Genomic DNA, 26678 nt, shown 5'->3' with positions numbered 1-26678 from the left:
GGGGGCGGGGAGGGGCGTCAGCCGGCCTCGGCCTCCTCGACCGTCGGCGGATCGAAGACCGTCAACGGATCGAAGCAGATGCGCGCCCGCCCGCCGCCTTCGCCCCACTCGACGTCCACCTCCGTCGCCCCTTCGGCCACCGTGACCCGAGGCGGAGCACCGGCGCCGCCCAGCACCGCCGCCGCCACACACACCCCCGTACCGCTCAGCTCCCCCTCCGCAGCCGGCACCCGCACCCACCGCGCGTACGCCGTGCCCTGCGGGGCACGCAGCGGATCGACCGGCGTCAGACCGTGCAGCGCTACCAGGTCGCCGGGCAGCGAGGCGTCGGCCGCCCAGCCGGTCAGCCGGACACGGGTTCCGGCGGGCGCGCCCACCACCCGGTGCGCCCGCACCTCCCAGCGGCCGCGCACCACCGTCACGCTCTCCACCCGCAGCGACGGCGGCGCCGGTACGTCTGCGGGGAAGACCGGCCGGTGCCGGGAGGCCGCCCAGCCCCACGACCCGTCCGGGGCCGAGGAGGCACCCAGCGGCTCCACCCGCCGCCGTACGCTCCACACCCCCGGCATCCCGGGCCGCCCGGGGAGCCGGAGCGCCAGGTGGTTGTCGGGCGGGTTGCCGCGCGCCGTCGGCCCCGTGCCGGTGGAGTACGCGAAGCGCGCGTACAGCGGGTCCTCCTCCGCGAACTCCTCGCCCTGCCACGGCCGCAGGGTGTGGCTGCCGTGGTTGTGCAGCCGGACCAGCCCGTCGGAGCCGGTCGACTGCAGCAGCAGCCCCGGTGCGGGCAGTGCCAGCGCCCGGTCGGGCCCCTCGCTCGGTGCGGCTTCCTCGGTCGCCGTCCACAGCGGATCGTCGGGCGGTACGAGCAGCGCCACGAAGCCCTTCGACGCCCAGTAGGGGGAGGCGGGTCCCGAGTAGGTCTGCAGCGTCGCGTCGTGCGGACCGTGCCAGCCCAGCGTCAGCAGCCCGTCGGCATCGACCGCGCCCCTGTCGAGGAAGTAGCGCAGCGTCCCGCTCAGCAGCCGCCGGGAGACGCCCGGGGACAGCGGCGTGTGCCCGGTCAGTGCGCCGAGCCCGACGGCGGCGCACGCGGCGAACCGGTAGGTGAGGGAGCGGCCGAAGTGGATCGGGGCGCCGTCGCCGCCGAACGTCAGCGCGAAGCTCGCCAGATGGTCGTGCAGCCGGGGACCGTAGCGGGCCGTCAGCGCCTCGTCCCCCGCCAGGTGGGCGTGCAGCAGCGGATACAGATGCAGCGCCCAGCCGTTGTAGTGGTCGAAGGCCCGGCCGTCGCCGTCCGCGTACCACCCCTCGCCGCGCCACCACTCCTCCAGCAGCCCCAGCCCCCGCTCGATCGCGGCCCCGGTCTCCGCGTCACCGCGCCCCACCGACTCCAGGAAGCCCGCGACACTGAGCGGGAACAGGTACCAGTTGTTCGGCGCCGGGGTGTGCCGCAGCGCCCCGCGCAACCAGGCCTCGGCCCGGTCCCGGGTGCCGTCCTCCAGCCCGTCCCACAGCCACGGCCGGGTCAGCCGCAGCCCCAGCGCCACCGAGGCGGCCTCCACCATCGGCTGGCCTGCGGTGGTGTGGTCGAGGATCAGCGGCCACGACTCGGCGTCCTCCCGGCCCGGGGTACGGGTGCCCGCGGCCAAGCCCTCCGCGTAGCGCTCCAGCAGCCCGGCCGGGTCCGCGCCGTCGCCACCCGCCGCACGGAAGGCCGCCGCCAGGAACGTGCGTGCGTACCCTTCGAGCCCGTCGGAGCGGGTGCCGGAGCGGGAGGGCCGGCCCGGCAGGTCCAGCAGCGCCCCGCGCGGGGTGGCCCACCGCCACGCGGCGCGCAGCAGCCCGTCCGCCGCGGCCTCCCAATGGGCGCGGGTCCAGCCGGTGCGGGGGCTGCGGTGGTGGTCGAGCGGCGGTATGCCCAGGACGCCGGGTCCGGCGCCGTGCTCCCCGGGGTGCGCGGTCATGCCAGCAGCTCCTTTTGTTCGGGGCGCACGGCGTGGGCGAAGCCCTCGCCCGCCGCCCAGCGGCGCACCTCCTGGAGGGCCGACTCCGCCAGCCGGTCCAGCTCGTTGCCCTGCGAGCCGGCCAGATGCGGGGTGAGCAGCGCGTTCTCGCACTCCCACAGCGGGTCGTCCACCGGCGGCACTTCGGGATCGGTGACATCCAGTACGGCGCGGATCCGGCCGCCGCGCAGCTCTTCGGTGAGCGCCTCCTGGTCGACGACCGCGCCCCGCGCCGTGTTGATCAGCGTTGCGCCGTCCCGCAGCAGGGCGAGCATCTCACCGCTCACCAGGTGGCGGGTCGCCGCGAGGAGCGGGGTGTGCACGCTGACCACGTCGGACGCCGCGAACAGCTCGGCGAGTCCGGCCTTCGCCACGCCCAGCGCCGCCGCCTCGGCTTCGCCCACGTACGGGTCGTAGAGCAGGATGCGCAGCTCATGGGCGCGCAGCAGCTCGATGACGCGGCGGCCGACGAGTGAGGCGCTGAGAATGCCCACCGTGCGGCGGTAGTTGCCCAGCTGCGGATCGGGGAGGAGCCAGTCGTCGCGGGAGCGCTGCTGCCGGTAGGCGCGGGCCGCGGGCAGCACCCGCTTGTTCGCCAGCAGGATCATGGCGAGGGTGTACTCGGCCACCGGCGCGGCGTTGGCAGCCGCCGCCGTGGAGACCTCGATACCGCGGGCCCAGCACTCCTCGGTGAGGTGCCCGCGCACGCTGCCCGCCGTGTGTGCGACGGCACGCAGCCGGGGAGCCTGCGCGAGCACGGCTGCGTCCAGCGGTGGGCAGCCCCAGCCGGTGATGAGGAGCTCCACCCCGGGCAGGACCCTGCTGGCCGCAGCGGTGGTGAAGTCGCTCAGCACCGGCTCGGCGAGCTCCACCACCTCGCCGAGCCGGCGCCGGACGGCGGGTTTCAGGACGGCGTCCGCCGCCTTGGGGTCCATGGCGAGGGCCGCGCGGGGTTTGGTGCCGGGCATGTGGCTCCTGTGGTGGTCGTGGTGCGGGTGGTGCGGAGGTGCGGGTGGGGCGGGCGGTGCCGGGGGGCTGTGAGGCCTCACTTGACACTGCCCGCTGTCAGGCCGGACTTCCAGTAGCGCTGGAGCAGCACGAAGGCGGCGATCAGGGGGAGGACGGCCAGCAGCGAGCCGGTGACGACGACGGGGTAGTAGTCCGGGGTGACCACGGCGGCGCTGTTCCAGACGTAGAGGCCGAGGCTCACCGGGAAGAGCGAGTGGTCGGACAGCATCACCATCGGCAGGAAGAAGTTGTTCCAGATCGCGGTGAGCTGGAAGAGGAACACCGTCACCACCCCTGGGCCCAGCATCCGCAGCGCCACCCGGAAGTAGGACGTCAGTTCGCCGGCGCCGTCCACCCGGGCGGCCTCCAACACCTCGTCGGGGACGTACCCCTGGCTGAAGACCCGGCCCAGATACACCCCGAACGGGTTGAACAGCACGGGGATGAACACCGACCAGAAGGTGTTGACCACCCCCACCTTGGACGCCATCAGATACAGCGGGAGCGCCAGCACGGTGGGCGGCACCATGACGCCCGCCAGTACCAGCCCGAACAGCTTCTCCTTGCCGCGGAAGCGGTACTTGTCGAAGGCGTATCCGCACGCGACGCTCACCATGGAGCCCAGCGCGGCGCCCACCACGGCGTACAGCAGGCTGTTGACGTACCAGCGCCCGTAGATGCCCTCCTCCATGGCGAACAGCGCCGAGAGGTTGTCGGCGAGGGAGAAGTCGCCGAGGGAGAGCAGGTCGCTGCGGAAGAGGGCGTCCCGGTTCTTGGCGGCGGCCAGCACCAGCCACACCACCGGCAGCAGGGTGTAGAGGACGGACAGGCCCACGACGGCGTTGACGGCGGTCCGGCCCAGCAGCCGGGGCCGCGCCCCGCGTGGTGGAGCGGCAGCACTCATCGGGTCCCCTCCTCGTCGGCGCGTGCCGCGCCGCCCGTGCGGTTGCTCCACCGGCTCAGCCCGTAGGAGAGCGCGACGGTGACGGCGAGCAGCACCACCGAGGCGGCTGCTGCCAGGCCGTAGTTGTTCCGGGTGAAGGCGGCGTCGTAGATGTACATGTTCGGCGTGTAGCGGCTGCCCACGATCGGTGTGGCCTGGCTCAGCAGCATCGGTTCGGTGAACAGCTGGAGCGACCAGATCAGGGTGAACATCGCGACCATCACTGCGGACGCGCGCACCAGCGGCACCTTGATCCGCAGCGCCGTTCGGACCGGCCCGGCCCCGTCCACCAGCGCCGCCTCCGTCAGCTCGCGTGGCACGGCCTGGAGCGCGGCGTAGAAGATGACGGTGTTGTAGCCGAGGTTGCTCCACATGGCGATGTTCACGATCGACGGCAGCACGGTGTGCACACCGAGGAAGTCGATGCTGATGTCGGCCTTGCCCAGCAGCTCCACGACCGGGCTGAGGCCGGGCGTGTACAGATACAGCCAGATCACGGCGGCGATCAGGCCCGGCACCGCGTGCGGCAGGAACAGCGCCAGCTGCGCCGTACGCCGCAGCCGCACCGCGCCCGAGTCCAGCAGCAGCGCCAGGACGAGCGCCAGCAGCACCATCAGCGGGAGGTAGAGCAGGCAGTACAGCGCGGTCGTCCCCAGGCCGGCCAGGAAGGTGGGGTCCGACAGCACGGCCCGGTAGCTGCGCAGCCCGGCGAAGACGGTGCGCTCGGGACCGAAGCCGAGGCCGGGCTGGTCGTCGCTGAAGAAGCTCAGCCACACCGCGCCGCCCACGGGCACCAGGAAGACGACGACCAGCAGGACGAAGAACGGCGTCATCAGCGCGGCGCACGCGCCCAGTTGCCGTCGCCGCGCCGTGTGCCGGGCCCGCTCGCGCGGAACGGTGGCGGGGCGGATGCCGGCGCCGGTCCCGTGCCCGGCGCCCGCGTCCGGTCCGGTCCCGGGAACGGTGGTCGCGCTCATCGGGAGCCCTCCCGCACGTTCAGTCCGAGGGATTCCAGGTCCGGCATTGTCGCCCGCTGGCCCGCGCGCAGCGCGTCCAGCACGGTGCCCTGTCCCTCTCCGACCCGGGCCAGCCGGTCCTGGACGATTCTGAGGGTGGCCGTCATCCGCGGGCCCCACTTCCATTGGCCGGAGATGTGGCCGGCCTCGCGCCGGAAGAGGGAGTAGATGTCCTGGCCGGCGAAGTAGCTGGTGTCCATCGCCTTCCGGGCGACGGGGACCAGTCCGGTGGCGGCCGGGTACTGGCTGCTGATGCCGCTGGCGAGCCGGGCCTTGAGCGCCTCGGGGCTGGAGACCTGCCACTCGATGAAGTCCATGGCCTCCTTCGGGTGCCGGCTGTCCTTGGTGACGGCGAACGTGGAACCGCCGTGGGTGCCGACGCGCGGGTGTTCCAGGTCCCACCGGGGCATCGGCGCCACCCTCCACCTGCCCTTCTGGCCCGGCTGGGAGGACATCGTCCCGCCCGCGTCCCAGGCCCCGGCCAGCTTGCCGAACACCTCGCCCCTGCCGACCTGCGCCGAACCCTCCTGGGTGTCCACCGAGTTGAGGAAGACCAGTTCCCGGTCGATCAGCCGCTGCCAGTAGGCGGCCACCTTCCGGGTGGGTTCGTCGGTCATCGAGACGGTCCAGGTCCCGTCGCTGGTGTCGAACCAGCGCGCGCCCGCCTGCCAGGCCCAGGCGGACAGTTGGGTGCCGCCGTCGGTGGGGAAGGTGGCGATACGGGAACCGGGCGCCGCGCGCTTGATCTTCCGCGCCGCGGCCTCGAACTGGGCCCAGGTGCGCGGCACGGCGATGTCGTGCTTGCTGAACAGGTCGTGGCGGTAGAGGAAGACCATCGGTTCCACGTCCAGCGGCACGCTGAAGGTCCGGCCCTCGAAGGTGGTCAGCGCCAGCGCCTGCGGCAGCAGCTTCTTTCGCAGCCGTTCGCCGACCAGAGGTGTGATGTCGCGGGCCACCCCGTCGATGGCGAAGCCGGGGACCTGCGGGTATTCGAGAGTGGCCACGTCGGGCGCGTTGCCGGCGCGGGCCGCGTTGCTCAGCTTGGCGTACCCGCCCTGGTTGCCGGCCGGGATCTGCTGGAAGTCGACGTGGATACGGCGCTGGCTCCTGTTGTACGCGTCCACCACCTCCTGACTGCCGCGCAGTGCGGACCAGAACGTGATGTGGACGGGGCCGTCCGCCGTTCCCGCCGCCGTGGCACCGCCGCCGGTGCAGGCGGCGGTCAGCAGGAGCGGAAGAGCGGCGAGCGCGGTCAGTGCGGTGCGGGTGAACCGTCGGATGCGGTGGCCGGGCACTCGGATGCCTCCTTCGTGGGAGGAGGGGGACATCCGCATCCTGATCGCCCGAACGAAGAGGGTCAATGGATCGCTCAGGAGAAAATAAAACGGTCAAACGATCGTGCGAGCCTCGAAGACGGCCCCACCACGAGGGGAGTGACGGGGCTTCAGGACGTCACCCGTCACCCGTCACCCGTCGGCCTGTGCCACCTGTGCCGTGGAGCCGCGCACCTTCAGTTCCGGCAGCAACTCGATGCGGCGCACCGCCTCCGGCGCCGTGCCCCGCGGATGGCGCAGCCGGCGCAGCAGCAGTTCTGCAGCCGCCCGGCCGATCTCCTCCTTCGGCGGCGCGACGGCCGTCAGCGGCGGACTCCCCAGCGCCGCCACCACGTCGTCGTACGCCACCACCGAACAGTCCTGCGGCACCTGTATGCCCTGCTCGCGCAACTGCTGCACCAGCATCAGCGCGTCCACGTCCGCGTGCAGCACAGCGGCTGTCGCCCGGTGCTCGCGCAGCACCGCGGGCAGATCGAGCGGCGATGCCGCACCCTCCCGCGCCTGCCGGGCGCGCCCCGGGCCGGAGGCCGTGTGGTCGGCCGGGCCCGCGCTCAGCACGACGGCCCACTCGGCCACTTCCTCGCGCTCGCCGGCGATCTGCGCGAACGCGGCGCGCAGTGTGCGCGCCGTGGGGCTGTCGTCGCGCGCCGCCAGCACGATACGGCGGTGCCCCAGCGACACCAGGTGGTCCAGCGCCAGATGGGCGCCGTACCAGTGGTCGCTGCGCACCGAGTCGTGGGCGTGCAGCGGTGAACCGGGCGGAGGGCGGCGCTCCATCAACACGGCTGGTACCGACAGTTCGGCCAGCCACTCCTCGTCCCGCACCGCGCAGGCGGCGGTGCGCCAGCGCGGTGAGACCAGCAGGCCGCGCACCCCCTGCTGCACCGCCTGGCGGGCCATCGCCTGCTCGGACCCCGGCTGGTGCGGGGCGATGTGCAGGGCCATCCGGACGCCGGCCGCCTCCAGCGTGGTACGGGCGCCGCGCACCGCCTCGAACAGATACGAGTGGTTCTCCGGCACGATCAGCCCCACGGCCGGTGCCGAGGCGTCGTGCTGCGCCGGAGTCGGCGACAGGGAGCGCGCCACCCCGTGGCCCCTCCGCAACTGGCCGCGCCGCGCCAGTTCCTCCACGTCCCGCCGCAGGGTGACGACGGAGACGTCCAGTTCGGCGGCGAGTTGGGTCACCCGCACCTCCCCCCGCGTACGGACCGCCTCCAGCACCCTCTCCCGCCTGACGGCGGCCCCCTCGCGCACGGCGGTAGCCCTTTCGTTTGACCGTTTCTCCCTACGATACGGAAACCCCTGCGGGCCGCTCGCGGCGGACATGTGCAGGGGGCGGTGACGGGAGCCCCGCACCACGCGCCGCGACAGCTACCGCTGGCGGCGCACCAGTTCGTGGAAGAGCCCTCCCGTGTCGGCCAGCAGCGTCGCCGGTGCGCCCTCCTGCACGATGCGGCCCTCGGACATGACGATGACGCGGTCGGCGTCCAGCACGGTGGACAGCCGGTGGGCGATCACGACACGGGTGGCCCGCAACGCGCGGGTGGCCTCGGTGACCACGCGCTGGGTCTCGTTGTCCAGCGCGCTGGTGGCCTCGTCGAAGAAGAGCAGACGCGGACGGCGCACCAGCGCCTGGGCGATCATCAGACGCTGCCGCTGGCCGCCGGAGACGGTGCCGCCGCCGTCCGAGAGCATGGTGTGCATACCCATCGGCATGGCCTTGATGTCGTCGGCCACCCCCGCCATCCGCGCGGCTTCCCACACCTGCTCCAGCGGGAAGCTCTCCGCGCCGCAGATGCACTCCAGGATGGAGCCGGCGTGCGGCTGGGCGTTCTGCAGGACGACCCCGCACTGGCGGCGCACCGCCGCCTGGTCGAGGGCTGCCAGGTCCTGCCCGTCGTAGCGGACCTCGCCCGAGGTCGGCCGGTCGAAGCCGATCAGCAGCCGCAGCAGCGTCGACTTGCCGCAGCCGCTCGCGCCGACGACCGCCACGAACTGCCCGGGCTCGATACGGAAGGAGACGCCGTCCAGGACGAGCGGCCCGTCCTCGGAGTAGCGGAAGCTCAGCTCCCGCGCCTCGATCGCGCCCGACAGGGTGCCGGGCTGCACACTGCCGCCGCGTACCTCGGGCAGCTCCTGCAGCACCGGTTTGATCTGCTCGTACATCGGCAGCACGGCGGCGCACGAGATGAGCGAGTTGGTCAGCTGGGTGACGGACGTCAGCAGCATCGTCATGGCCGTGGTGAAGGTGAGGAACCCGCTGGGGGACAGCGCGCCGCGCGCCGGACCGGCCAGCAGCACGAACAGCAGCAGCGTCGCCAGCGGCAGGTAGACCGCGTTGACGACAGCGCTCAGATTGCGGATCCGCCCGGCCCGGCGCTGCAGCTCCCGGCTGCGGGCGAACTCCTTGGCCCATGCCGCGTAGGCGAAGGACTCGGCCGCCGCGACGCGCAGCTTCGGCAACCCGCGCAGGGTCTGGAAGGCCTGGTTGTTCAGCTTGTTGTTGAGCTTCACCAGCTGCCGCTGCCAGCGCAGTTGCCACAGCCCGGTCGCCGCGAAGACCGCAGCGACCACCGCCAGCACGCCGAGCGCCGCGAGGGCGAGCGGCACGCTGTAGGCCAGCAGCAGCACGAGGTTGACCCCGGCAACCGTGCCGGACTGCACGACGATCGAGCTGATACCCGACAGCACCCGCCGGATGGCGCTGACTCCCATGGCGGCGCTGGCCAGCTCCCCGGTGGAGCGCTCGGCGAAGAACCGGGTCGGCAGCCGCAGCAGCCTGTCCCACACCGCCGGCTGCAAGGCGGCCTCTATCCGTCCCTCCAGCCGCAGCAGCGAGGTGTTCTGCAGCAGCATGAAGGCCGCCGCCACAACGGCGGCGCCCACGATCGCCGCGGCGGCCTGCGCGATGAGGCCCTTCTCGGCGTTGGGCACGTACTCGCCGAGCACCTGGCCGGTGGCCACCGGTACCAGCGCGCCGAGACCGACCGCGACGAGTCCGCTCAGTACGAGGGTGAGCAGGTCGCCGCGGGCACCGTGCAGCGCGAAGCGCAGCAGCCGCCGCGCGGGCAGCGGGCGTTCGGGCAGCGGCCGGTAGAACATCACGGCGCGGGGGGCGAGCGTGCCGGCGTTCGCCTTGCCGAGCCGCCAGCGGCTGCCGCTGCCCGGCTGTACGGCCTCGTACCGGCCGCGCCGCCACAGCAGCGCCACGGGAGCGCCGCTCGCGGCCCGGTAGCCGACCAGCGGTCCGGTGTTCTCCTTCCACCACTGGCCCGACAGCTTCACCGGGCGGGTGCGCAGTCCGGAGGTGAGGGCGAGGCGTTCGACCGGGTCCATCCGGTCGTCCGGAGAGAGCCCGTCGGGCGGCAGCCGCAGGGTCACTCCGGCCGCCTGGGCGACCGCCCGGCACACGGCGACCGTGCTGTCGTCCGAGCTCTGGCTCCCGGCTCCGCCGCGCGCGGACTTGTCGATGGCCGCGAGCAGCGCCTCGTCGGCCTCCGCGCGGACGGTCTCGCCCGCTTCCAGACCGGCGGCCGTACGGTCCTCGTGGGCGCGCTCCAGCCGGTCGATCCAGCGGTCCAGGGTCAGCAGCAGCCGGGAGAGCTGGTCGACCATCAGCTGCCAGGTCGTACCGTCGATCAGCAGCTCGACGGAGTTGCCGTACCGCACGCTGCCGGGCGCCACGGGCATCCACAGGATGTCGTCGTCGGTGGCCGGTGGCTGGTGGCCGCCGTGGCCCTCGTACCCCGGCTGGCCGTCCAGCGGCGCCTCGAACAGCACCCGCAGCCCGCGCCCGACGCCCCGCGCGAAGGCGTCCTCCAACGGCCCGAGCCCCGCCCCCTGCCCCCAGGGATCGGCCCGGCCGCCGTGGGCGGGGTGACTCCCCGTGTCGTACACCGGGTACCCGCCGGTGTCGTGGACGGGGTACGAGCCGGTGTCGTACGCGGGAAACGAGCCGGTGTCGTACACGGGATGGCTCCCCGTGTCGTACGCCCCCGGGTCGCCGTACCCGCCGTATCCGGCCGGGGCGCGCTGCGGGAACAGCTCCATCAGCGGTATGCGGCGCAGCACTCCGCCCCGCACCGGCCGTCCGACCAGTGTGTGCCGCGGGCCCTGCACCGGGCCGAGCAGCAGCGTGCCCGCCTCCAGCCGGCCCAGAAAGTGCCAGTGGCCCTGCCCCGCGGCGTCCACCGCGAACACGTCCATGGCGCCCTCGGCCACCAGCCACAGCACATGCGGCCCCTCCAGCGCCAGGCCGCTGCCGGACGCGTGGGGCACCGCCTCGCCCAGCTGCCCGAAGTGCGCGACCACCACGTCGCTCGCCGCGAAGTGGTGCTGCGGGTCTGCGGTCGGATACAAGTACCTCAGTGCTCCTTGACGAGGCGGGCGTACGGGCCCTGCGCGGCGAGCAGTTGCTCGTGCCGTCCCCGCTCCACGACGGTGCCGCGATCCAGCACCACGATCTCGTCGCTGTCCCGCACGGTGCTCAGCCGGTGCGCGATCACCACGCAGGCGCAGCCGCGCCGCCGCATGTTGTCGATGATCACCGCCTCGGTCTCCGCGTCCAGGGCGCTGGTCACCTCGTCCAGTACGAGGATGCTGGGCCGCCGTACCAGGGCGCGGGCGATCTCCAGCCGCTGCCGCTGGCCGCCGGAGAAGTTGCGGCCGTCCTGCTCGACGCGGCTGTGGAGGCCGCCGGGACGCCGTGCGACGTCCTCGTACAGCTCCGCGTCCCGCAGGGCCTCCTCGACCGCGTCGTCGGGGATGGACGGGTCCCACAGCGCCACGTTGTCCCGCACGGTGCCCTCGAAGAGGAACACGTCCTGGTCGACGAAGGAGACCGAGGCGGCCAGCGCGCCGCGCGGCAGGTCCTCCAGCCGCTGCCCGTCGATGTGGATGGCGCCCTCCCACGGCGTGTACAGGCCCGCCAGCAGCCGGGAGACCGTGGACTTGCCGCTGCCGGAGCCGCCGACCAGCGCGATCTGCTGACCGGGGCCCACGGCCAGCGACAGGCCGGTCAGCAGCGGCTTGTCCAGCGGGTTGTAGCCGAAGGTGACGTTCTCCAACGTGATGTGTCCGGCCAGCCGCCGGGTGCTGGCCGGCGGCTCGGGCCGGGTGTAGAGCGGGTCGGCGGGGAAGGCCTCCACGTCCTTGAGCCGGGCGACGTCCGCGGCGAAGTCCTGGATGCGGCCCGCCACCGAGTTCAGCCGGGTCAGCGGCGCGGTGAAGCTGGTGACCAGCGCCTGGAAGGCCACGAGCAGCCCCGCCGTGATGGCGCCGTCCACCGCCCGCGTACCGCCGATCAGCAGGATGAGGGCGCTGTTGAGGGTGGCCAGCGTCGGGGCGACCACGGCCAGCGCGGCGCTGGGTATCCCCAGCCGCTGCTGTACGTCGAGGGTGGTGGCGTGCTGGCCCGCCCAGCGGCGGAAGTACCCGTTCTCGCCGCCGGTGGCCTTCATCGTCTCGATGAGCTGGAGGCCGCTGTAGGAGGTGTTGGTGAGCTTGGCCCGGTCGGCGCGCAGCTTCTGCGTCCCGGTGGCCCGCAGCCGGATCACCACCCGCATCGCCACCACGTTCAGCAGCGCGATCCCCACGCCCACGAGGGTGAGCTGCGGGTCGTACGTCCACAGCAGTACCGCGTAGCCGACGACGACCACCGCGTCCACACCCGCCGCCGCCAGGTCCCGGGCCAGCGTCTCGGCCACCGTGTCGTTGGACTGCAGGCGCTGTACGAGATCGGCCGGGTTGCGCTGTGCGAAGAAGGTGACGGGCAGCCGCAGCAGATGGCGCAGGAACCGGGCGCTGCTGAGCGTGGAGGAGATGAGCCGGGCGCGCAGCAGATTGCCCTGCTGGAGCGCGGTCAGCACGCCGGTGAGCACGACGGTGGCGCCCATGGCGGCGAACAGCACGTCCAGCAGCGAGTCCTGCCCGCCGAAGACGAAGGTGTCGATGTAGGTGCGGCTCAGCGCGGGCACCGAGGCCCCGACCACGACCAGCAGGAAGCTGGCCACCAGCGCCGCCAGCATCGCGCCCGAGGTGCCGCGCAGCCGTGCCGGCAGGGCGCCGGCGACGCTCGGCTTGCGACCGCCCCGCCGGAAGCTGTCGGACGGCGAGAAGGTCAGCACCACACCGGTGAACGAGGTGTCGAACTCCTCCATGGGCACGAACCGGCGCCCGCGCGCCGGGTCGTTGATGTGCACCCCGCGGCGGCCGAAGCGGCGGCCCAGCCCGTCGAAGACGACGTAGTGGTTGAACTCCCAGAACAGGATGGCCGGCGCGCGCACCTCGGCCAGCGCCGCGGGCTCCATCTGCATGCCCTTGGCGGTCAGCCCGTAGCCGCGTGCTGCCTTCAGCAGGCTGCTCGCCCGGGAGCCGTCCCGGGAGACGCCGCAGGCGATCCGCAGCTCCTCCAGCGGCACATGCCGCCCGTAGTGGCCCAGCACCATGGCGAGCGCGGCGGCACCGCACTCGACGGCCTCCATCTGCAGGACGGTCGGGGTGCGCACGCTCTTGTGCCCGCGCTTGGGCGCTGCCTGCGCCCTGCGCGCGGTGGGCTCGGGCGCGGGGGAGGGGCGGCCGCGGTGCCGTCGCCGGGATTGCTGCCGCTGCTCCCGCGGGCGCTGTTCTGGCTGGCGCTGCTGCTGTGGTGCGCTCACGGCAGCAGCCACTCGACGGGCCGTTGTGCGGCGAGGTGGACGGCGCCGCTCACCGGCGTCGCGGAGTCGGGCGCGGTCGGGGGGCCGCCGGCGCGGGACCACACGTACCCGGACTCGGTGGCCGACGAGCGCTTCAGCCGCACGACGACGGCCAAGGGCCGGCCCTGGCGGGTGAACTGCTGTGCCAAGTCCTTGTCTCCCAGGAAGCCGCTGATCTGCTGCCGGGTCTGCGGCGTCTGACCGACGGCCTGCACCGTGCCGCGCAGCAGCCCGTACCGGTCCGAGGACACGGAGCCGACGGTCAGGTCCACCTTCGCGCCCACCGGCACCGTCGCGCCCTTGTCCGCGGGGATGTAGAGCATCGCCACCAGCGGGTCGTCGGCGCTCTTGACGCGCTCGACGGTCGCCACGTCGGCCCCGGTGGTCACCACCGCGCCGACCTCGGCCGCCAGGGAGGTGACCCGGCCGCGCGCCACCGCGCGCACTGCCCGTACGCCCCGTTCCGTGCGCACGCTCACCACGGGCGCGTCCTTCTCCACCCGCTGCCCCGCCTCGGCGTGCACGGCGGTCACCTGGCCCGCGACGGGGCTCTGCAGCAGATAGCTGCCCTCGGTGTGGGTGAGGACACCGGCGGCGTTGAGCTTGGAGGAGACCGTGCCGGTGACGGCCCAGGCGCAACCCGCCGCCATCACCACAAGAGTGACGACGAGTACGAGAAGGCCCTGCGGCCGTGCGAAACGTACCGGAACGTCGAGTTCTTCGGGCGATTGCAGCTTGGCAAGCGCCTTTTGGCGGAACTCCACGTCACCTTTCCTTACCTTTCCTTCACGCTTTTCCGCAGTCGGTCACCGTTGTGCCGACAGCGGCGCATGACCGTAACACATAAGCCCCGGAACAATGTTCCGGGGCTTATGGCTCCTACCCGGGCCGCGGAATCGCTCGGACAAAAAGCAGGCGGTTCCGCTGCGGCACGGGAAAGGTGTCAGTCAATGACACCTGAAGGCCTGTCGAATGCTCAGGCCTGGGCGTCGGCACCGGCGCCGAGGGAGACGCCGACGCTCGGGAGACCGTTGGCGCTGACACCGTTCACGGTGTTGCCGACCAGGCCCTCGACGCCGCCGACGGTGGCGCCGGCCTCGCTGACGGTCTCCTGGAGCAGGCCGCCGGAAACGGCGTCCAGCTCGGTGTCGGCCAGCTCAGCGGTCTCGATGTGGTGACGCATGAATGCGCTTCCCTTCATTGCTTTCGGGTTTATGAGGGGGACTCGCCCCGGACGACGCAAATTGCCGATCGGGACGCTCATCAGTCGGGCACAGGCACACCCGGAAAACCGGACGAATTCGGAACCGGTAGCGGTCGTTCCGCCCGACTGCCCGAAGAGCGAAACACGCCGGTGCAGCCGTCCGCCACTTGAGGGCCCACTCGTCTCAAGATCTCCACATGGTGCACCGCCTGGTGAAGAGTCAGCACACCCCCGTCTCCTTTGTGCCGCCCGCTCGGGCCGCCCACTCGCGCCGCTCGTTCTTGACGGCCCTCTGCGGGCTGCCTACCGTTCCCCCCAGGACAAGGGACGTTCTACCTCCGGCAGTTGGGAATCGCTCGATGCCGTACGAGAGTTCCGTACCGTTCCGCGCCGGGAGCGAGGGCTACGCCAGCTTCCGGATCCCCGCCGTCGTCCGCGCGCCCGACGGCGCCCTCCTCGCCTTCGCCGAAGGGCGGGTCGACTCCGCCCAGGACAGCGGAGCCATCGACATCGTCCTCAAGCGCTCCACGGACGGCGGCCGCCACTGGGGCCCGCTGTCCGTCGCCGCCCGCTACAGCGACGAGGACGGCACCGACCCCGTCAAGGGCACGGCGGGCAACCCCGCCCCCGTCACCCTCGCCGACGGCCGGGTCCTCCTCGTCTTCGTCCGCAGCGCGGCCGACGCCACCGAGGAGCGCATCCGGCGCGGCGAGGTCGGCGCCGCCGAAGGCCGCCGTGTGTGGGTCCAGCACAGCGAGGACGCGGGCCTGGCCTGGAGCGCGCCCCGCGAGATCACCGCCACCACCAAGCAGGCGGACTGGCGCTGGTACGCCACCACACCCGGCCACGCCCTCCAGCTCGGCTCCGGCCGCGTCCTCGTGCCCGCCAACCACTCCACCCCGCCCACCACCCCCGGCGACGACGGCACCGAGGGCCGCTACAACGGCGGCCACGACCTGCTCAGCGACGACGGTGGCGCGACCTGGCGGATCGGCTACGTCGACGACAACCCCGACGGCTGGGTCAACGTCAACGAGACCACCGCCGCCGAACTCCCCGACGGCACCGTCTACTTCAACACCCGCAACGACTCGGACGCCCCGGCGCACCGCGCCGATGCCCGCTCCACCGACGGCGGCGAAACCCTCACCGCCCCCTTCAGCCCCCAACCCCGGCTCACCACCCCCGTCGTCCAGGGCTCCGTCCTCCACCTCCGCGACCCCGACGTCCTCCTCTTCTCCGCCCCCTCCGACCCCGCCACCCGGCACCGGATGTCCGTACGGGCCAGCACGGACGGCGGCGCCACCTGGCGCGAGGCGCACACCGTGGACGAGCGGCGGGCCGCCTACTCCGACCTGGTGCGGGTGGACGAGGAGACCGTGGGACTGCTCTACGAGACGGGCGACGCCGGCGCCTACGAGACGATCACCTTCCGCCGCATCCCCGTGACCGACCTCGGCTGAGTACCGCCGGCCTCGACTACTCTCGACCGAATGCCGCGAGCCCCACGGATCACCACGCGCAACGCCCGCTTCCAGCAGTGGCACGCCCTTTTGACCAACCGCACCAAACGCCTGCGTGCCGGGGAGTTCCTGGTCCAGGGCGTACGCCCGATCACCCTGGCCGTCGAGCACGGCTGGCCGACCAGCGCACTGCTGTACGCCGAGGGCCGCCGGCTGTCGAACTGGGCCCGCGAACTCCTCGACTCGCCCGCGCCCGGCGAGCGGATCGCCATGGCACCCGAACTCCTCGCCGAACTGAGCGAGCGCGCGGAGGGCGACGCCGAGTTGGTCGCCGTCGTACGGATGCCGGACGACGACCTCGCCCGCATCCGAGTCGGCCCCTCCTTCCTCGGCGTCCTCTTCGACCGTCCCACCAGCCCCGGCAACCTGGGCACCCTGATCCGCTCCGCCGACGCCTTCGGCGCCGACGGGCTGGTCGTCACCGGCCACGCCGCCGACGTCTACGACCCCAAGTCCGTCCGCGCCTCCACCGGCTCCCTCTTCTCCCTCCCCACCGTTCGCGTCCCCTCACCCCAGGAGGTGGACGACTGGCTGGCCGACCGCGGCATCACCGTCATCGGCACCGACGAACACGGCGAGTCCGCCCTCTGGGACACCGACCTGACCGGCCCCGTCCTCCTGCTGGTCGGCAACGAGACCACCGGCCTGAGCAACACCTGGCGCGCACGCTGCGACCGCACCGTCCACATCCCCATGCACGGCGCCGCCTCCTCCCTCAACGCCGCCAACGCCGCCACAGCCACCCTCTACGAGGCAGCCCGCCAACGACGCTGACAGCCCACTCGCGGACAGGGAGGGCCCGATCGGAGCCGGTTGACCCCCCGCTCCCCGGGGCCGGTAAAGTACTCGCTCTGTCACGGTCCGCGTTCGCGAAGTGGCGGACTGCTGAAGCGGAGAACACGGGGGATCGAGTTCACCGGATGCAGGGGGGAAGGCTTTGTCCTTCGGGGAAGAGCGGAACAACGCGGGTTCATCCGCACCTGTGCAACTCAACCGGGCACCGCACGCGCCCGGGGGCAAGGGTGGAGAGGGCCCGGATCTGTCGGTGACGCCGACGGACAAGAAGGAGGCCGCCCGCTATATCGAGACCGACCTGGGGCCGGCCGCGGTACAGGAGGGTGGCCAAGCCGTGCTGGCGTCGACCAGCGTCTTCGGCAGCAGTAACACCACGCCGGGCGAGCTGCGGGGCTGGGACACCAGAAAAGGGCTCGACTTCTGCCTGGAGCGCTGGGAAGCGGCGTGGAAGAAGACCGCTGATCGGCTCAGGGGCGAGATGCACGCCCTCAACGCGACGAAGACCTCCTTCCAGAACCTGGAGCTGGACCGGGTCCGGGATTTCAACAGCCTGCAGATCCCGGCCGGCAGCAGCCGGCTCAACGATCTGTGAGGAGGCGGGCCGCATGGAACTGACATACCACGACATCATGACCGCCCGCTTCTCCGCCCTCACCGAGGCCGCCAAGAACTGGCGCTCGATGGCCAAGCGTTGCGGCACGCTGCGGGACAACTACCGCGACCACGTGCGGAGCAAACTCAAGGGCTGGGCGGGGGAGTCCGCGGACGCCTTCTGGAAGTCGTCGGGCATCACACTCCACGAACTGTCCGCAGCGAAACACCAGGCGCTCCGGATCGCCGAGCTGCTGGACGACGCACACGGCCGCCTGACCGAGGCCCGGGAGCAGCTGAAGAAGGTCCGTGACCAGGCCATCAACGAAGGCGGCATGAAGGTCGACGAGTACGGTAAGTGCAACCTCGACACCAGCGAGATGACGGACGAGGAAGCACAGGGCGCCCTGCGCGACCCGAGCCGCATGGACGCGGAACGCAAATGGAACCGCCGGATCCAGAAGGCGGTCGCACATGTCGATGACGTCGACTACGACAACATGCTGGCGCTCAAGGCGGCTGCGAAGGACAAGGACGGCAAGGGCGAGACCGGCGGATTCAATAGCAAGGCCCTCGGCGACGTTGAGAGTTTCGCCGGGAAGCGAGCGGCGGACCTGGCAAGTCGTCTCGATTCCCTGAAGGACGGCGGCGGTCTCAGCGCCGGGGAATGGCGTGAGCTCCGCACCATGCTCAGGGAGAACGCCGACGACAAGCAGTTCAGCCGCACCATGCTCAACTCGCTCGGCCCGCAGGGGCTGATCGATGCGACGAACAAACTGAACGCCCTCGCCTACCGCACGGACAAGGATCACCGTTCCCTGTACCTGGGAACGGAGAAATCGTTGGCCGACTCCCTGGCCACGGCCACCAATGTGCCGGTCTTCCGCGATGGTCACGGCAAGAAGCTCAAGCTGAGCTCCCCGGAGTACGGCAAGAAATACGCCGCGTGGCTCCGCAGCAAGGAAGGCGACTTCTACGACGACTGGCGCAAGGAGATGCGCAAGGCCGGCGCCGAGGAGTGGAAGTACAACCTGCGCGAGGCCGGCGGCATCGGCAGCACCTCGGCCTACGGCCGCGGCTACCAGTCCCTCGTCACCCTCATGAAGCACGGCGACGGCTACTCCCCGCAGATGTTGTACGACCTCGGTGACGACATCCGCGCTGCCGAGGAGAAGGACCCCGGCATCTGGGACCACGGCGGCTTCGGCAAGAAGGGGTCCGATGCTGCTGCCCTCCCGGAAATGGCAGGCCGCCGCTTCGAGAACGATCCGTACGACGGCCTCCTTCGCATCATGTCCAAGGATCCGGACACCGCAGCCGGCTACCTCGACCCGGCCTCCGACCCGGATCCGGCCGACGGCGAATCCGACAGGAACGACCGCCTCGAATACCTCGTCAGGGACCGCGACTGGAAGATCGTCGACGTCGATGTCTACGACAAAAATGACGAACTCGACAAACACTCCAAGGAAGGCTTCGAAGCCGCCCTGAAAGCCGGTGCCACCGGCCGTCTCCCCGACGCGGTGGCCTCCGGCAAGCTACCGGTGCATTCGGAGGCCAACGTCGGCGTCATGGAAGAGGCCGTGCGGGTGTTCGGCACCCCCGTCGACGGCGACGAGACCCATCCCCTCAGCAAGGGCGGCGATTTCGCCGACATGCGAGGCACTCTTGGTGAGATGATCGCCGACTATCCGGCGGACGTACAGCGGAATGTGACCGCCGACGACGAGTACAAGGTCAAGGGGGCAGAAGCTGATTTCAACAGCGGAGCTCTCGAAGGTTACCTGAACAAGGTGGCGCGGGATCCGCATGCTTACGGAGTCATCAAGACGTCTCAGCAGATGTACACCCTCGACCATTTGCAGCAAGTGATCAACGACATCAAACCGGGCACCGAAAGAGGGACCGTCGAGAGTCTCACCGGAGACGCGGTCGCCGGTGGATCATACGTCTCGGGGATTCTCAGCGAGGCGAAGGCTGACGCCGTTTACCAGGATGAGACGGCAAAGGCCCGAGACTTCAACGAAAAAGCGGATGGCGCCAGCAAGTGGGTCAATCGGTTCGTCGGTCTGGGTACCGGGAGTATCGGAGGAAGTCAGGGGCCGGGTGCGCACCTGTCCACGCCTGCGGGTTGGGCGCAGGAGAGCGCAAACGAAGCGATCATGAAGTTGATCAAGAAGGATATTCCTCAGGTTTCCCAGAATGCGCAGGACGACGCCCGTTACGAATACACCGAGGCCAGCCATGAGACTGCTGAGTTCTCAAAGGACTGGGCCGGGAGGTTCGGCAGGGAGCGCGGGCTGGACGGAGAGACACTGGCGGCAGTCAAGGATGGTGCGCGCAAATGGACGCTCAGTGGATTTGCCGACGGTTCCCACACCGCCGGATCCCACGGAAGCGTGAGACCGCAAAATTGACCTTGAGGCGCAGGAGCTTCGCTCCGCTGCACAGCACTGTCGCGGTTCCTGTGCGGCTGTTGGCGGGTGCGCTGCTTGTCGTGGTGCTCAGTTCCTGCAGTTCTCCACCCGGCCGGGACTACGCCGTCCCCGACGACCTCTGCGGCCTGAAAATCCCTCAGCGATATTACTCGTCGCTGTTCGGCCCAGGAAAAGAGATCGAGGTGGACAAGCTATGGAGGTGGGGGAACGGTACGGCGTCGCAAGGTTGTGACTATTTGGTGGACGGTAACCCCAAGGTGTCCGTTGTCGGCAGGTGGGCGAAGCGGAATGACACAGTGGCGGCCAGTACACCGGCCGAGGCGATCGAGCAGCGCAACACCCGGGACACCCCCAAGAAATACCCCGGCCGCTACGACGTGGCGACATGGTCCGCGGGAGGCGTTGCGGCCATCGATTGTCCGCGTGCCGAAGATGATCCTGAGAAGGAGTACAACCGGTTCCTCGTCGATGTCTATGCCAATGACACCCCTCTCAACGACGATCCGGACCGGGCCCACAAAGTGTTCGGGAAGCTTGCGCAGACTGTCATGAGCAAGGTGGTGAGGAAGCTGCCGTGCACCGGGAAGTGATCGGCGTCCTCTTCCGACCCGCCGCCGTCCGGTGGCCGGTCGGAGGACAGTGATCACCTTCACGGCCGTACGCAGCGGCCACCGGGGCTGCCGGATGGCAGGATGCGGCGTATGACTTCTGCTGCCTCTTCCGCCGCCAATGCCAGTGCGCCCAAGAAGGACCCCTGGGAGCTGCCCGATGTGTCCGGGATGCGGGTGGGGGTGCTCGGGGGGACCGGGGACCAGGGGCGCGGGCTGGCTTATCGGCTCGCGCGGGGCGGGATGTCCGTCACGATCGGGTCCCGTGCCGCCGAACGGGCGCAGCAGGCGGCCGAGGAGATCGGGCACGGGGTGCGGGGCGCGGACAACGCCGAGTGCGCCCGCGAGTCCGACATCGTGATCGTCGCCGTCCCGTGGGAGGGGCACGCCAAGACGATCGAGGCGCTGCGCGAGGAGCTGGCCGGGAAGCTCGTCGTGGACTGCGTCAATCCGCTCGGCTTCGACAAGAAGGGCGCCTACGCGCTGGTGCCGGAGGAGGGCAGCGCGGCCGAGCAGGCCGCGGCGCTGCTGCCCGAGTCGCGGGTGACGGCCGCCTTCCATCACCTGTCCGCGGTGCTGCTCTCCGACCCGGAGGTCGAGGAGATCGAGACGGATGTGATGGTGCTGGGCGAGGTGCGCGCCGACTGCGAGATCGTGCAGGCGCTGGCAGCCCGCATCCCCGGGATGCGCGGCGTCTTCGCCGGGCGGCTGCGCAACGCGCACCAGGTGGAGTCGCTGGTCGCCAACCTCATCTCCGTCAACCGGCGTTACAAGGCGCACGCGGGCGTCCGCCTCACCGACATCTGAGGAACATCGAACGGCAGGTAGGGACGGTGGGGGAGCGGAAGATCCCCGGCGGCGGCTGGACGGTCGCCGTCGTGGTCGCTGCGGTGCTCGCCAGCTGCTCGCAGCGGGGCGGGGACGACAGCGGGAGCGGTGCGGAGCACGGGGGTGGCGCGAACGGTGCGGGGAATCGGCACACGTCCGCGCCGTTGAGCGTCGCCGCCGTCGAGCGGATGGCTGCGAAGCCGGGCACCGACTGTCCCGTGCGCTACGACGTGGCCGAGGCGGCGCACGCCGCCGGGGCGAAGGGTGCCGTCACGCCCGGCTCCGTCGAGGGTGAGCTGCCCGACGGCGCGGACTCGCCGCTGGCCCGGTCGGACGGTGCGCTGGTCGACTGCGGCTACCGCCTCGGCAAGGAGCGGCTCCACCTGTTCACGATCGGTGTCCGCAAGGGCCATGCCGTCAATGTGCTGCTTCCCCAGATCCAGCACGACGCCCGGCTCCCGATGGACGATCTGCTCGGCTACGCGGACCGGGCGCAGCAAACGAAGCGCGGTGAGCCGCTGCTCACCCCCAGCGGGAACGTCGCCGCTGTCCGGTTGCCGGTCAGCGGCGAGGGCGATGTCGCCCTCGTCGTCAGCATCGGCGACCGCGACACCCGGCTCACGCGCGGCCAGGTCACGGATCTGGCCGCCCGGCTCGCGGACCGGGCCCGGCGTTAGCGCTCGCGCTCGACGGCGCCTTGGACTGCCGCGTATCCGGGCATCCAGGCGCAAATCTGAAGAGTTCCGGCGCCGTGTAGCCGGCCGTTGCTCCGGGCACCCAGCCTTCGGACATGCGGGCCGCGCACACCCTGCCCATCATGGGGTGGAGCGGTGACCGGTCACGGGCGCGCTCGCCAGGAGGCACGGATGGCACAGCAGCCCGCACCCGCCGCCGGGCGGGCCGGGGCGACCACGGACGAGCAGGACTACACACCGGATCCACGGCGCTGGAAGGCGCTGTCGGTGTGTCTGCTCGTCGGCTTCATGTCCCTGCTGGACGTCTCGATCGTGAACGTCGCGCTGCCCGCCATCGAGAAGGGGCTGGGCGCCTCGGAGTCGGCACTCTCCTGGGTGGTCTCCGGTTACGCCCTCACCTTCGGTCTCGTGCTCGTGCCTTCCGGCCGGATCGGGGACGCGCTGGGCAGGCGCACCGCCTTCTTCGCCGGGCTGATCCTGTTCACCGTCGCCTCCATGGCCTGCGGATTCGCACAGGGCGCCGGGTGGCTGGTGGGGGCCCGGCTGCTGCAGGGCGTGGGCGGCGGGCTGCTGATGCCGCAGATCTCCGGGATGATCCAGCAGCTGTTCCGCGGCGCCGAGCGCGGCAAGGCCTTCGGGATGCTCGGCTCCACCATCGGCCTGTCGACCGCGATCGGCCCGTTGCTGGGCGGGCTGCTCATCCAGGTCTTCGGCGCCGCCGAGGGGTGGCGCTGGGTGTTCTTCGTCAACCTGCCCATCGGCATCATCGCCTTCCTCCTGGCCCTGCGCCTGGTGCCCCGCGCCTGCGCGGAGCGCGACACCGAGCACCGCCACAGCCTGGACCCGCTCGGTGTACTGCTGCTGGGGGCGGGGGTGATCGCGGTGATGCTGCCGCTGGTGGAGGAACGCCAGTGGCATGGGCAGGGCAAGTGGCTGCTGGAGCCGCTGGGTGTGCTGCTGATCTGCTCCTTCGTGTGGTGGGAGCGGGTCTATCTGCGGCGCGGCAAGGAGCCTCTGGTCAACCTGCGCCTCTTCCAGGACCGCTCGTACTCGCTGGGGGCGCTGCTGGGGTTGGTGTACTTCGCCGGGTTCACCACGATCTTCTTCATCTTCACCCTCTTCCTGCAGAACGGGATGCGCTACAGCGCCCTGCAGGCCGGACTGACGCTGACGCCCTTCGCCATCGGCTCGGCGGTCTCCGCGGCTGTCGGCGGCCGGTTCATCACCCGTGTGGGCCGCCCGCTGATCGCTCTCGGCCTGGTGCTCGTCCTGATCGGTCTCGCCGGGGCGGCGCTGACGGTGCACGAGGTGCAGAACAGCAGTGTGGGCTGGGCGCTGATCGGGCCGATGCTCTGCGCCGGCCTCGGCTCCGGGCTGGTCATCTCCCCCAACCAGACCCTCGCGCTGCGCTCGGTGCCCGTCGCGCAGGGTGGCGCCGCCGGGGGCGTGATCCAGACCGGCCAGCGGATCGGTTCCGCCGCCGGGATCGCCGCCGTGGGGGCCGTCTTCTTCGCCTGGCTGGCCAGCAGCCACGACTGGGCGACCGCGCTGGACTACGGGCTGCTCACCGCGGTGTGCTTCGTCGCTGGTGCGCTGGTGGTGGCCGTCGTCGACATCCTGTTCGGGCGCCGCGACGCCCGGGACGCGGCCCGCGATGCGGCTCGCCGTCAGGCGTGAGGGACAATGGCGGGTGCACGCCTGTGCACCCGTGCACCGCCCCTCTCGTTGGAGACCGAGCCATGTCAGCCCCCACCCGCCGCGTCCCCAAGGGCCTCGCCCTCTACGCGACCGTCATCTGTGTCCTGGCCGTCGTGGCGGCCGTGGTGTCCTTCGCGAAGGGCAGCTGGCTCGGCGTCGTCTGGGTCCTGCTGGCGGGCCTGACCTCGAACATGGCCTGGTACTACCACCGCCGTACGGCCCGGGCCGCCGACTAGCCGAACGGTCCGGCGCCTGGCGGCCTCCCGCCCACGGCACCGGCACGTGCCGTCTACGGCACCAGCACGTTCTGGGGTTCGCCCTCCCAGAAGCGGAAGTATTCGAGACCGAGATAGGTCTCGGCTTCGGAGACGTTCATGCCGCGCAGCAGGGCGTCGACGAAGTCCCAGAAGACCTCGTTGACCTGCGGAATCCACAGACAGCCGAAGACGATCAGCAGCCCGAACGGAGCGAAGGGCTCCGCCTGCTGCCGGGCGCGTGGCGACAGCCAGGGCTCGATGATCCCGAACCCGTCGAGCCCCGGCACGGGCAGCAGGTTCAGCAGCGCGGCCGTCACCTGGAGCAGCGCGAGGAAGGCGAGTGCGCAGCGGAAGGCGATGGGCACGTTCCCCATCGCGTCGAGCCAGAACGGCGCCGTGAGCACGGCCGCGAACAGCGCGTTCGTCAGCGGTCCCGCCGCCGAGATCACGCTGTGCTTCCAGCGGCCGCTGATCCGGCCGCGTTCGATGTAGACGGCCCCGCCCGGCAGTCCGATGCCGCCGAGGACGACGAAGAGGACCGGCAGCACGATGCTGAGCATCGCGTGGGTGTAGTGCAGGGGGTTCAGCGTCAGATAGCCCTTCGCGCCCACCGACACGTCCCCGGCGCCGAGTGCGGACCGCGCGTGCGCGTACTCGTGCAGGCACAGCGAGACGATCCAGCCGGAGACGACGAAGAAGAACACGGCGACGCCCGTCACCTCGGCCCAGCCCGCCCACACGCCCCAGCCGGACACCGCCATGATCGCGACGAGTCCGAGGAAGACCGGGCTGATCCGGTGGTGGTCCGGGTGGGTGGCTGCGCTGGTCATGGGGTCAGACCGTACCGGCAGCAGGCCGCGCCCGGCGAACCCGGCGCACGCCGTGGGACGTTGGCCCGCGGGGCGTCGGCGGGTCCGGTACCGTGCCGCCGGACCCGCAGCGGCCTCCGCCGTCGTCAGCCCCGCGAGCCGGCCCGGGCGGTCTGCGAGCCGGCGCCGGCGGCCCGCGAGCCGGCCCCGGCCCGCTGCACCGTCCCGGTGGGCTCCGCCGCCGCGTCGGCCGCCGGTTCCGTCGCGGTGCCGCGCCCTCGGGCCAGGGAGACCAGCGTGACGCCCCCGATCAGCAGCGCGGCGGCGAGGGCGTCCGGTGCGGTGATGCCCTCGTCGAGCAGCAGCGCGGCCGAGGTCATGCCGAAGACCGGTACCAGCAGCGAGAAGGGCGCCACGGCGGAGGCGTCGTAGCGGCGCAGCAGAAAGCCCCAGGCGCCGAAGCCGAACAAGGTGGCGACCCAGGCGACGAAGCAGACGGCGCCCAGTCCGCTCAGGTCGAGGGAGCGGAGCGCGGCCAGGTCGGCGGCCGGCCCCTCGAACAGCAGGGAGAGCACGATCAGCGGCAGCGGCGGAACCAGGCTGACCCACACCATCCACGACAGCGCGTCGGGCGGCGCGGCCTTGCGGGTCAGCACGTTGGAGACGCCCCAGGCAGCGGCGGCGGCGACGACGAGGAGGAACGCGCCCAGCGGCCCGGAGGCGCCCTGGCCGACGGCGGCGACCGCTATTCCGGTCAGCGCCACCGCCATACCGGTCAGCCGCACCCTTCCGAGCCGTTCGCCCAGCGTGGCGGCGGCGAAGACGGCGGTGAAGACCGCCTGCACCTGCAGGACGAGCGAGGAGAGCCCGGCCGGCATCCCCTCCCGCATGCCGATGAACAGCAGCCCGAACTTCGCCACGCCCAGCGCCAGTCCGACCGCCACGATCCAGCGCAGCGCCACGCGGGGGCGGCGGACGAGGAAGACGGCGGGAAGGGCCGCGACGAGGAAGCGCAGCGCGGAGAAGAGCAGCGGCGGGAAGTGCCGCAACCCGACCTCTATGACGACGAAGTTGACGCCCCAGACGGCGGCGACGAGCACGGCGAGGGCGAAGTGGACAGGGCGCAGACGCATGCCGTTGATCGTCGCCGGTCGTACTGTTCAGCACCAGCACGGATTCGTGCATGATGGATTCAGCAATACTGAAGAGTCGATACCGAGAGCGCCCGCCGGGCGGGAGGTCCGCACAGCATGCTCGACCTGTCCAGGCTGCGTGCCCTGCACGCCGTCCAGCTGCACGGCTCGGTGGGCGGCGCCGCGCAGGCGCTCGGCTACACCCCCTCCGCCGTCTCCCAGCAGATCGCCAAGCTGGAGCGGGAGACCGGCACCACCCTGCTCCAGCGGCAGGGGCGCGGTATCGCTCTCACGGATGACGCGCTGATGCTCGTCCGTACGGCGCAGGAGATGCTCAGCCTCGCCGAGCAGGCCGAGGTCGCGCTGGAGGAGCGCAAGGGCCGCCCGGCCGGCCGGTTGCGGCTCGCCGCCTTCCCCAGCGGCGCCCGCGGTCTGATGCCCCGCGTGCTGGCCCAACTCGCCGCCGACCATCCGCAACTGGACCTTCGGATGTCGGAGGTCGACCCGCATCTGTCGGTGGGCCTGGTGGCCAGGGGGGAGATCGATCTGGCCCTCGCCCACGACTGGGACATCGCCCCGATGCCCGCACCCGAGGGGGTGTGCAGCGTTCCGCTGGGCGAGGACCACTGCGAGGTGCTGGTGCCCGCCGGACACCCGCTCGCCGCCCTCGACACGCTGGAGACGGCGGATCTGGCCGGTCGGCGCTGGGTGTGTCAGCCGCCCGGCACGGTCTGTCACGACTGGCTGCACACCACGCTGCGCACCGCGGGCCAGGAGCCGGACGTCGCCTACTACGTCGCCGAGTTCCAGACCCAGACCGCCCTCGTGGCGGCGGGCCTGGGCATCGCCCTGCTGCCCAGGCTGGGCCGGGGTCCGCTGCCCGACGGGGTGGTGCTGCGTGCGCTGGAACCGGTACCCACGCGCCGCCTGTTCGCCGTCACCCGCGACTGCCTCCTGCGCCGCCCGGCGGTCAGGGCGACGCTGCGCGCCCTGCGCGAGGCCGCGGGCGCCGGTCCCTCCCGTAACGCTGCGAATGCCACCGACAGGGTGGTGTGAACTCGCCCAACGGGTGACCTTGCCTTGTTGTTCTGCGCCGGAGG

The 26678-nt window shown here is 71.5% G+C and carries 22 protein-coding genes; 10 read left to right on the top strand and 12 right to left on the bottom strand.

The window, feature by feature from the left end:
* Positions 1-17 precede the first annotated feature (17 nt).
* The 10 genes from JW613_RS32325 to JW613_RS32280 all read right to left on the bottom strand — a co-directional run bounded on the left by JW613_RS32325 (position 18) and on the right by JW613_RS32280 (position 14182).
* Entirely contained in the window at positions 18-1964 is a 1947-nt protein-coding gene (locus JW613_RS32325) for a DUF2264 domain-containing protein (RefSeq protein ID WP_209214415.1), read from the bottom strand.
* Positions 1961-2971, bottom strand: coding sequence for a hydroxyacid dehydrogenase (locus JW613_RS32320; protein WP_209214414.1), 1011 nt, complete (start codon positions 2969-2971; stop codon positions 1961-1963). Before JW613_RS32320 ends, JW613_RS32325 begins: the two co-directional genes overlap by 4 nt.
* A gap of 77 nt (positions 2972-3048) precedes the next feature.
* Positions 3049-3915: a carbohydrate ABC transporter permease gene (locus JW613_RS32315; RefSeq protein WP_209214413.1), complete on the bottom strand. Its 867-nt coding sequence runs from the start codon at positions 3913-3915 to the stop codon at positions 3049-3051.
* On the bottom strand, positions 3912-4931 hold the full coding sequence (locus JW613_RS32310; protein ID WP_209214412.1) for a carbohydrate ABC transporter permease: 1020 nt from the start codon (positions 4929-4931) through the stop codon (positions 3912-3914). Before JW613_RS32310 ends, JW613_RS32315 begins: the two co-directional genes overlap by 4 nt.
* Positions 4928-6265, bottom strand: coding sequence for an ABC transporter substrate-binding protein (locus JW613_RS32305; protein WP_307866126.1), 1338 nt, complete (start codon positions 6263-6265; stop codon positions 4928-4930). Before JW613_RS32305 ends, JW613_RS32310 begins: the two co-directional genes overlap by 4 nt.
* 171 nt (positions 6266-6436) lie before the next feature.
* Entirely contained in the window at positions 6437-7558 is a 1122-nt protein-coding gene (locus tag JW613_RS32300; RefSeq protein ID WP_209214410.1) for a substrate-binding domain-containing protein, read from the bottom strand.
* Positions 7559-7675: 117 nt separating this feature from the next.
* The gene (locus JW613_RS32295; RefSeq protein WP_372448031.1) at positions 7676-10663 is read right to left on the bottom strand and encodes an NHLP bacteriocin export ABC transporter permease/ATPase subunit; all 2988 of its coding nucleotides are present in this window, start codon (positions 10661-10663) and stop codon (positions 7676-7678) included.
* Positions 10664-10668: 5 nt separating this feature from the next.
* On the bottom strand, positions 10669-12786 hold the full coding sequence (locus tag JW613_RS32290) for an NHLP family bacteriocin export ABC transporter peptidase/permease/ATPase subunit (RefSeq protein WP_245226655.1): 2118 nt from the start codon (positions 12784-12786) through the stop codon (positions 10669-10671).
* Positions 12787-12956: 170 nt separating this feature from the next.
* Positions 12957-13763: a biotin/lipoyl-containing protein gene (locus tag JW613_RS32285; RefSeq protein ID WP_209214408.1), complete on the bottom strand. Its 807-nt coding sequence runs from the start codon at positions 13761-13763 to the stop codon at positions 12957-12959.
* Between the two features lie 212 nt (positions 13764-13975).
* The gene (locus tag JW613_RS32280; protein WP_099880246.1) at positions 13976-14182 is read right to left on the bottom strand and encodes a hypothetical protein; all 207 of its coding nucleotides are present in this window, start codon (positions 14180-14182) and stop codon (positions 13976-13978) included.
* Positions 14183-14562: 380 nt separating this feature from the next.
* Between JW613_RS32280 and JW613_RS32275 the strand changes: the two genes are divergently transcribed.
* From JW613_RS32275 to JW613_RS32235, 9 genes are all read left to right on the top strand, one after another.
* Positions 14563-15666 carry a sialidase family protein gene (locus JW613_RS32275; protein WP_209214407.1) on the top strand — a complete coding sequence of 368 codons (1104 nt, stop codon included), beginning with the start codon at positions 14563-14565 and terminating at the stop codon, positions 15664-15666.
* A gap of 30 nt (positions 15667-15696) precedes the next feature.
* Positions 15697-16500 (top strand): TrmH family RNA methyltransferase, encoded by an 804-nt coding sequence (locus tag JW613_RS32270; RefSeq protein ID WP_209214406.1) that lies wholly within the window; start codon positions 15697-15699, stop codon positions 16498-16500.
* 271 nt (positions 16501-16771) lie between these two features.
* Positions 16772-17113, top strand: coding sequence for a hypothetical protein (locus JW613_RS32265; RefSeq protein ID WP_209214405.1), 342 nt, complete (start codon positions 16772-16774; stop codon positions 17111-17113).
* Positions 17114-17126: 13 nt separating this feature from the next.
* Positions 17127-19529, top strand: coding sequence for a DUF6571 family protein (locus tag JW613_RS32260; protein ID WP_209214404.1), 2403 nt, complete (start codon positions 17127-17129; stop codon positions 19527-19529).
* An 80-nt stretch (positions 19530-19609) separates the two neighbouring features.
* Positions 19610-20140: a hypothetical protein gene (locus tag JW613_RS32255; protein WP_209214403.1), complete on the top strand. Its 531-nt coding sequence runs from the start codon at positions 19610-19612 to the stop codon at positions 20138-20140.
* A gap of 111 nt (positions 20141-20251) precedes the next feature.
* On the top strand, positions 20252-20965 hold the full coding sequence (npdG, locus tag JW613_RS32250; protein WP_209214402.1) for an NADPH-dependent F420 reductase: 714 nt from the start codon (positions 20252-20254) through the stop codon (positions 20963-20965).
* 26 nt (positions 20966-20991) lie between these two features.
* Positions 20992-21663 (top strand): hypothetical protein, encoded by a 672-nt coding sequence (locus JW613_RS32245; protein WP_209214401.1) that lies wholly within the window; start codon positions 20992-20994, stop codon positions 21661-21663.
* 189 nt (positions 21664-21852) lie between these two features.
* Positions 21853-23358 (top strand): MFS transporter, encoded by a 1506-nt coding sequence (locus tag JW613_RS32240; protein WP_209214400.1) that lies wholly within the window; start codon positions 21853-21855, stop codon positions 23356-23358.
* Between the two features lie 62 nt (positions 23359-23420).
* Positions 23421-23615, top strand: a complete 195-nt coding sequence (locus JW613_RS32235; protein ID WP_209214399.1) for a hypothetical protein — start codon at positions 23421-23423, stop codon at positions 23613-23615.
* Between the two features lie 53 nt (positions 23616-23668).
* Here JW613_RS32235 and JW613_RS32230 read toward each other — a convergent pair whose 3' ends face one another.
* Together JW613_RS32230 and JW613_RS32225 are read right to left on the bottom strand one after the other, a co-directional pair.
* Positions 23669-24466: a site-2 protease family protein gene (locus JW613_RS32230; protein ID WP_209214398.1), complete on the bottom strand. Its 798-nt coding sequence runs from the start codon at positions 24464-24466 to the stop codon at positions 23669-23671.
* A 125-nt stretch (positions 24467-24591) separates the two neighbouring features.
* Positions 24592-25572, bottom strand: a complete 981-nt coding sequence (locus JW613_RS32225; RefSeq protein ID WP_209214423.1) for an EamA family transporter — start codon at positions 25570-25572, stop codon at positions 24592-24594.
* A 123-nt stretch (positions 25573-25695) separates the two neighbouring features.
* Between JW613_RS32225 and JW613_RS32220 the strand changes: the two genes are divergently transcribed.
* A complete protein-coding gene (locus JW613_RS32220) occupies positions 25696-26634 on the top strand; it encodes a LysR family transcriptional regulator (protein WP_099880231.1) in 939 nt (312 codons plus the stop codon).
* The last annotated feature ends 44 nt before the right edge of the window (positions 26635-26678 follow it).

The organism is Streptomyces smyrnaeus (assembly GCF_017676345.1).
GTDB classification, from domain to species: domain Bacteria; phylum Actinomycetota; class Actinomycetes; order Streptomycetales; family Streptomycetaceae; genus Streptomyces; species Streptomyces smyrnaeus.
The sequence above is the reverse complement of the archived record's forward strand: the minus strand, read 5'-3'. Positions and strand labels throughout refer to the sequence as shown.

What these genes read in the sequence shown, in the direction of transcription:
- JW613_RS32315 (WP_209214413.1), bottom strand. Translation starts at nt 3,915, where the DNA reads ATGAGTGCTGCCGCTCCACCACGCGGGGCGCGGCCCCGGCTGCTGGGC.
- JW613_RS32280 (WP_099880246.1), bottom strand. Translation starts at nt 14,182, where the DNA reads ATGCGTCACCACATCGAGACCGCTGAGCTGGCCGACACCGAGCTGGAC.
- JW613_RS32310 (WP_209214412.1), bottom strand. Translation starts at nt 4,931, where the DNA reads ATGAGCGCGACCACCGTTCCCGGGACCGGACCGGACGCGGGCGCCGGG.
- JW613_RS32325 (WP_209214415.1), bottom strand. Translation starts at nt 1,964, where the DNA reads ATGACCGCGCACCCCGGGGAGCACGGCGCCGGACCCGGCGTCCTGGGC.
- JW613_RS32320 (WP_209214414.1), bottom strand. Translation starts at nt 2,971, where the DNA reads ATGCCCGGCACCAAACCCCGCGCGGCCCTCGCCATGGACCCCAAGGCG.
- JW613_RS32270 (WP_209214406.1), top strand. Translation starts at nt 15,697, where the DNA reads ATGCCGCGAGCCCCACGGATCACCACGCGCAACGCCCGCTTCCAGCAG.
- npdG (WP_209214402.1), top strand. Translation starts at nt 20,252, where the DNA reads ATGACTTCTGCTGCCTCTTCCGCCGCCAATGCCAGTGCGCCCAAGAAG.
- JW613_RS32220 (WP_099880231.1), top strand. Translation starts at nt 25,696, where the DNA reads ATGCTCGACCTGTCCAGGCTGCGTGCCCTGCACGCCGTCCAGCTGCAC.
- JW613_RS32240 (WP_209214400.1), top strand. Translation starts at nt 21,853, where the DNA reads ATGGCACAGCAGCCCGCACCCGCCGCCGGGCGGGCCGGGGCGACCACG.
- JW613_RS32290 (WP_245226655.1), bottom strand. Translation starts at nt 12,786, where the DNA reads ATGGAGGCCGTCGAGTGCGGTGCCGCCGCGCTCGCCATGGTGCTGGGC.
- JW613_RS32230 (WP_209214398.1), bottom strand. Translation starts at nt 24,466, where the DNA reads ATGACCAGCGCAGCCACCCACCCGGACCACCACCGGATCAGCCCGGTC.
- JW613_RS32235 (WP_209214399.1), top strand. Translation starts at nt 23,421, where the DNA reads ATGTCAGCCCCCACCCGCCGCGTCCCCAAGGGCCTCGCCCTCTACGCG.
- JW613_RS32260 (WP_209214404.1), top strand. Translation starts at nt 17,127, where the DNA reads ATGGAACTGACATACCACGACATCATGACCGCCCGCTTCTCCGCCCTC.
- JW613_RS32275 (WP_209214407.1), top strand. Translation starts at nt 14,563, where the DNA reads ATGCCGTACGAGAGTTCCGTACCGTTCCGCGCCGGGAGCGAGGGCTAC.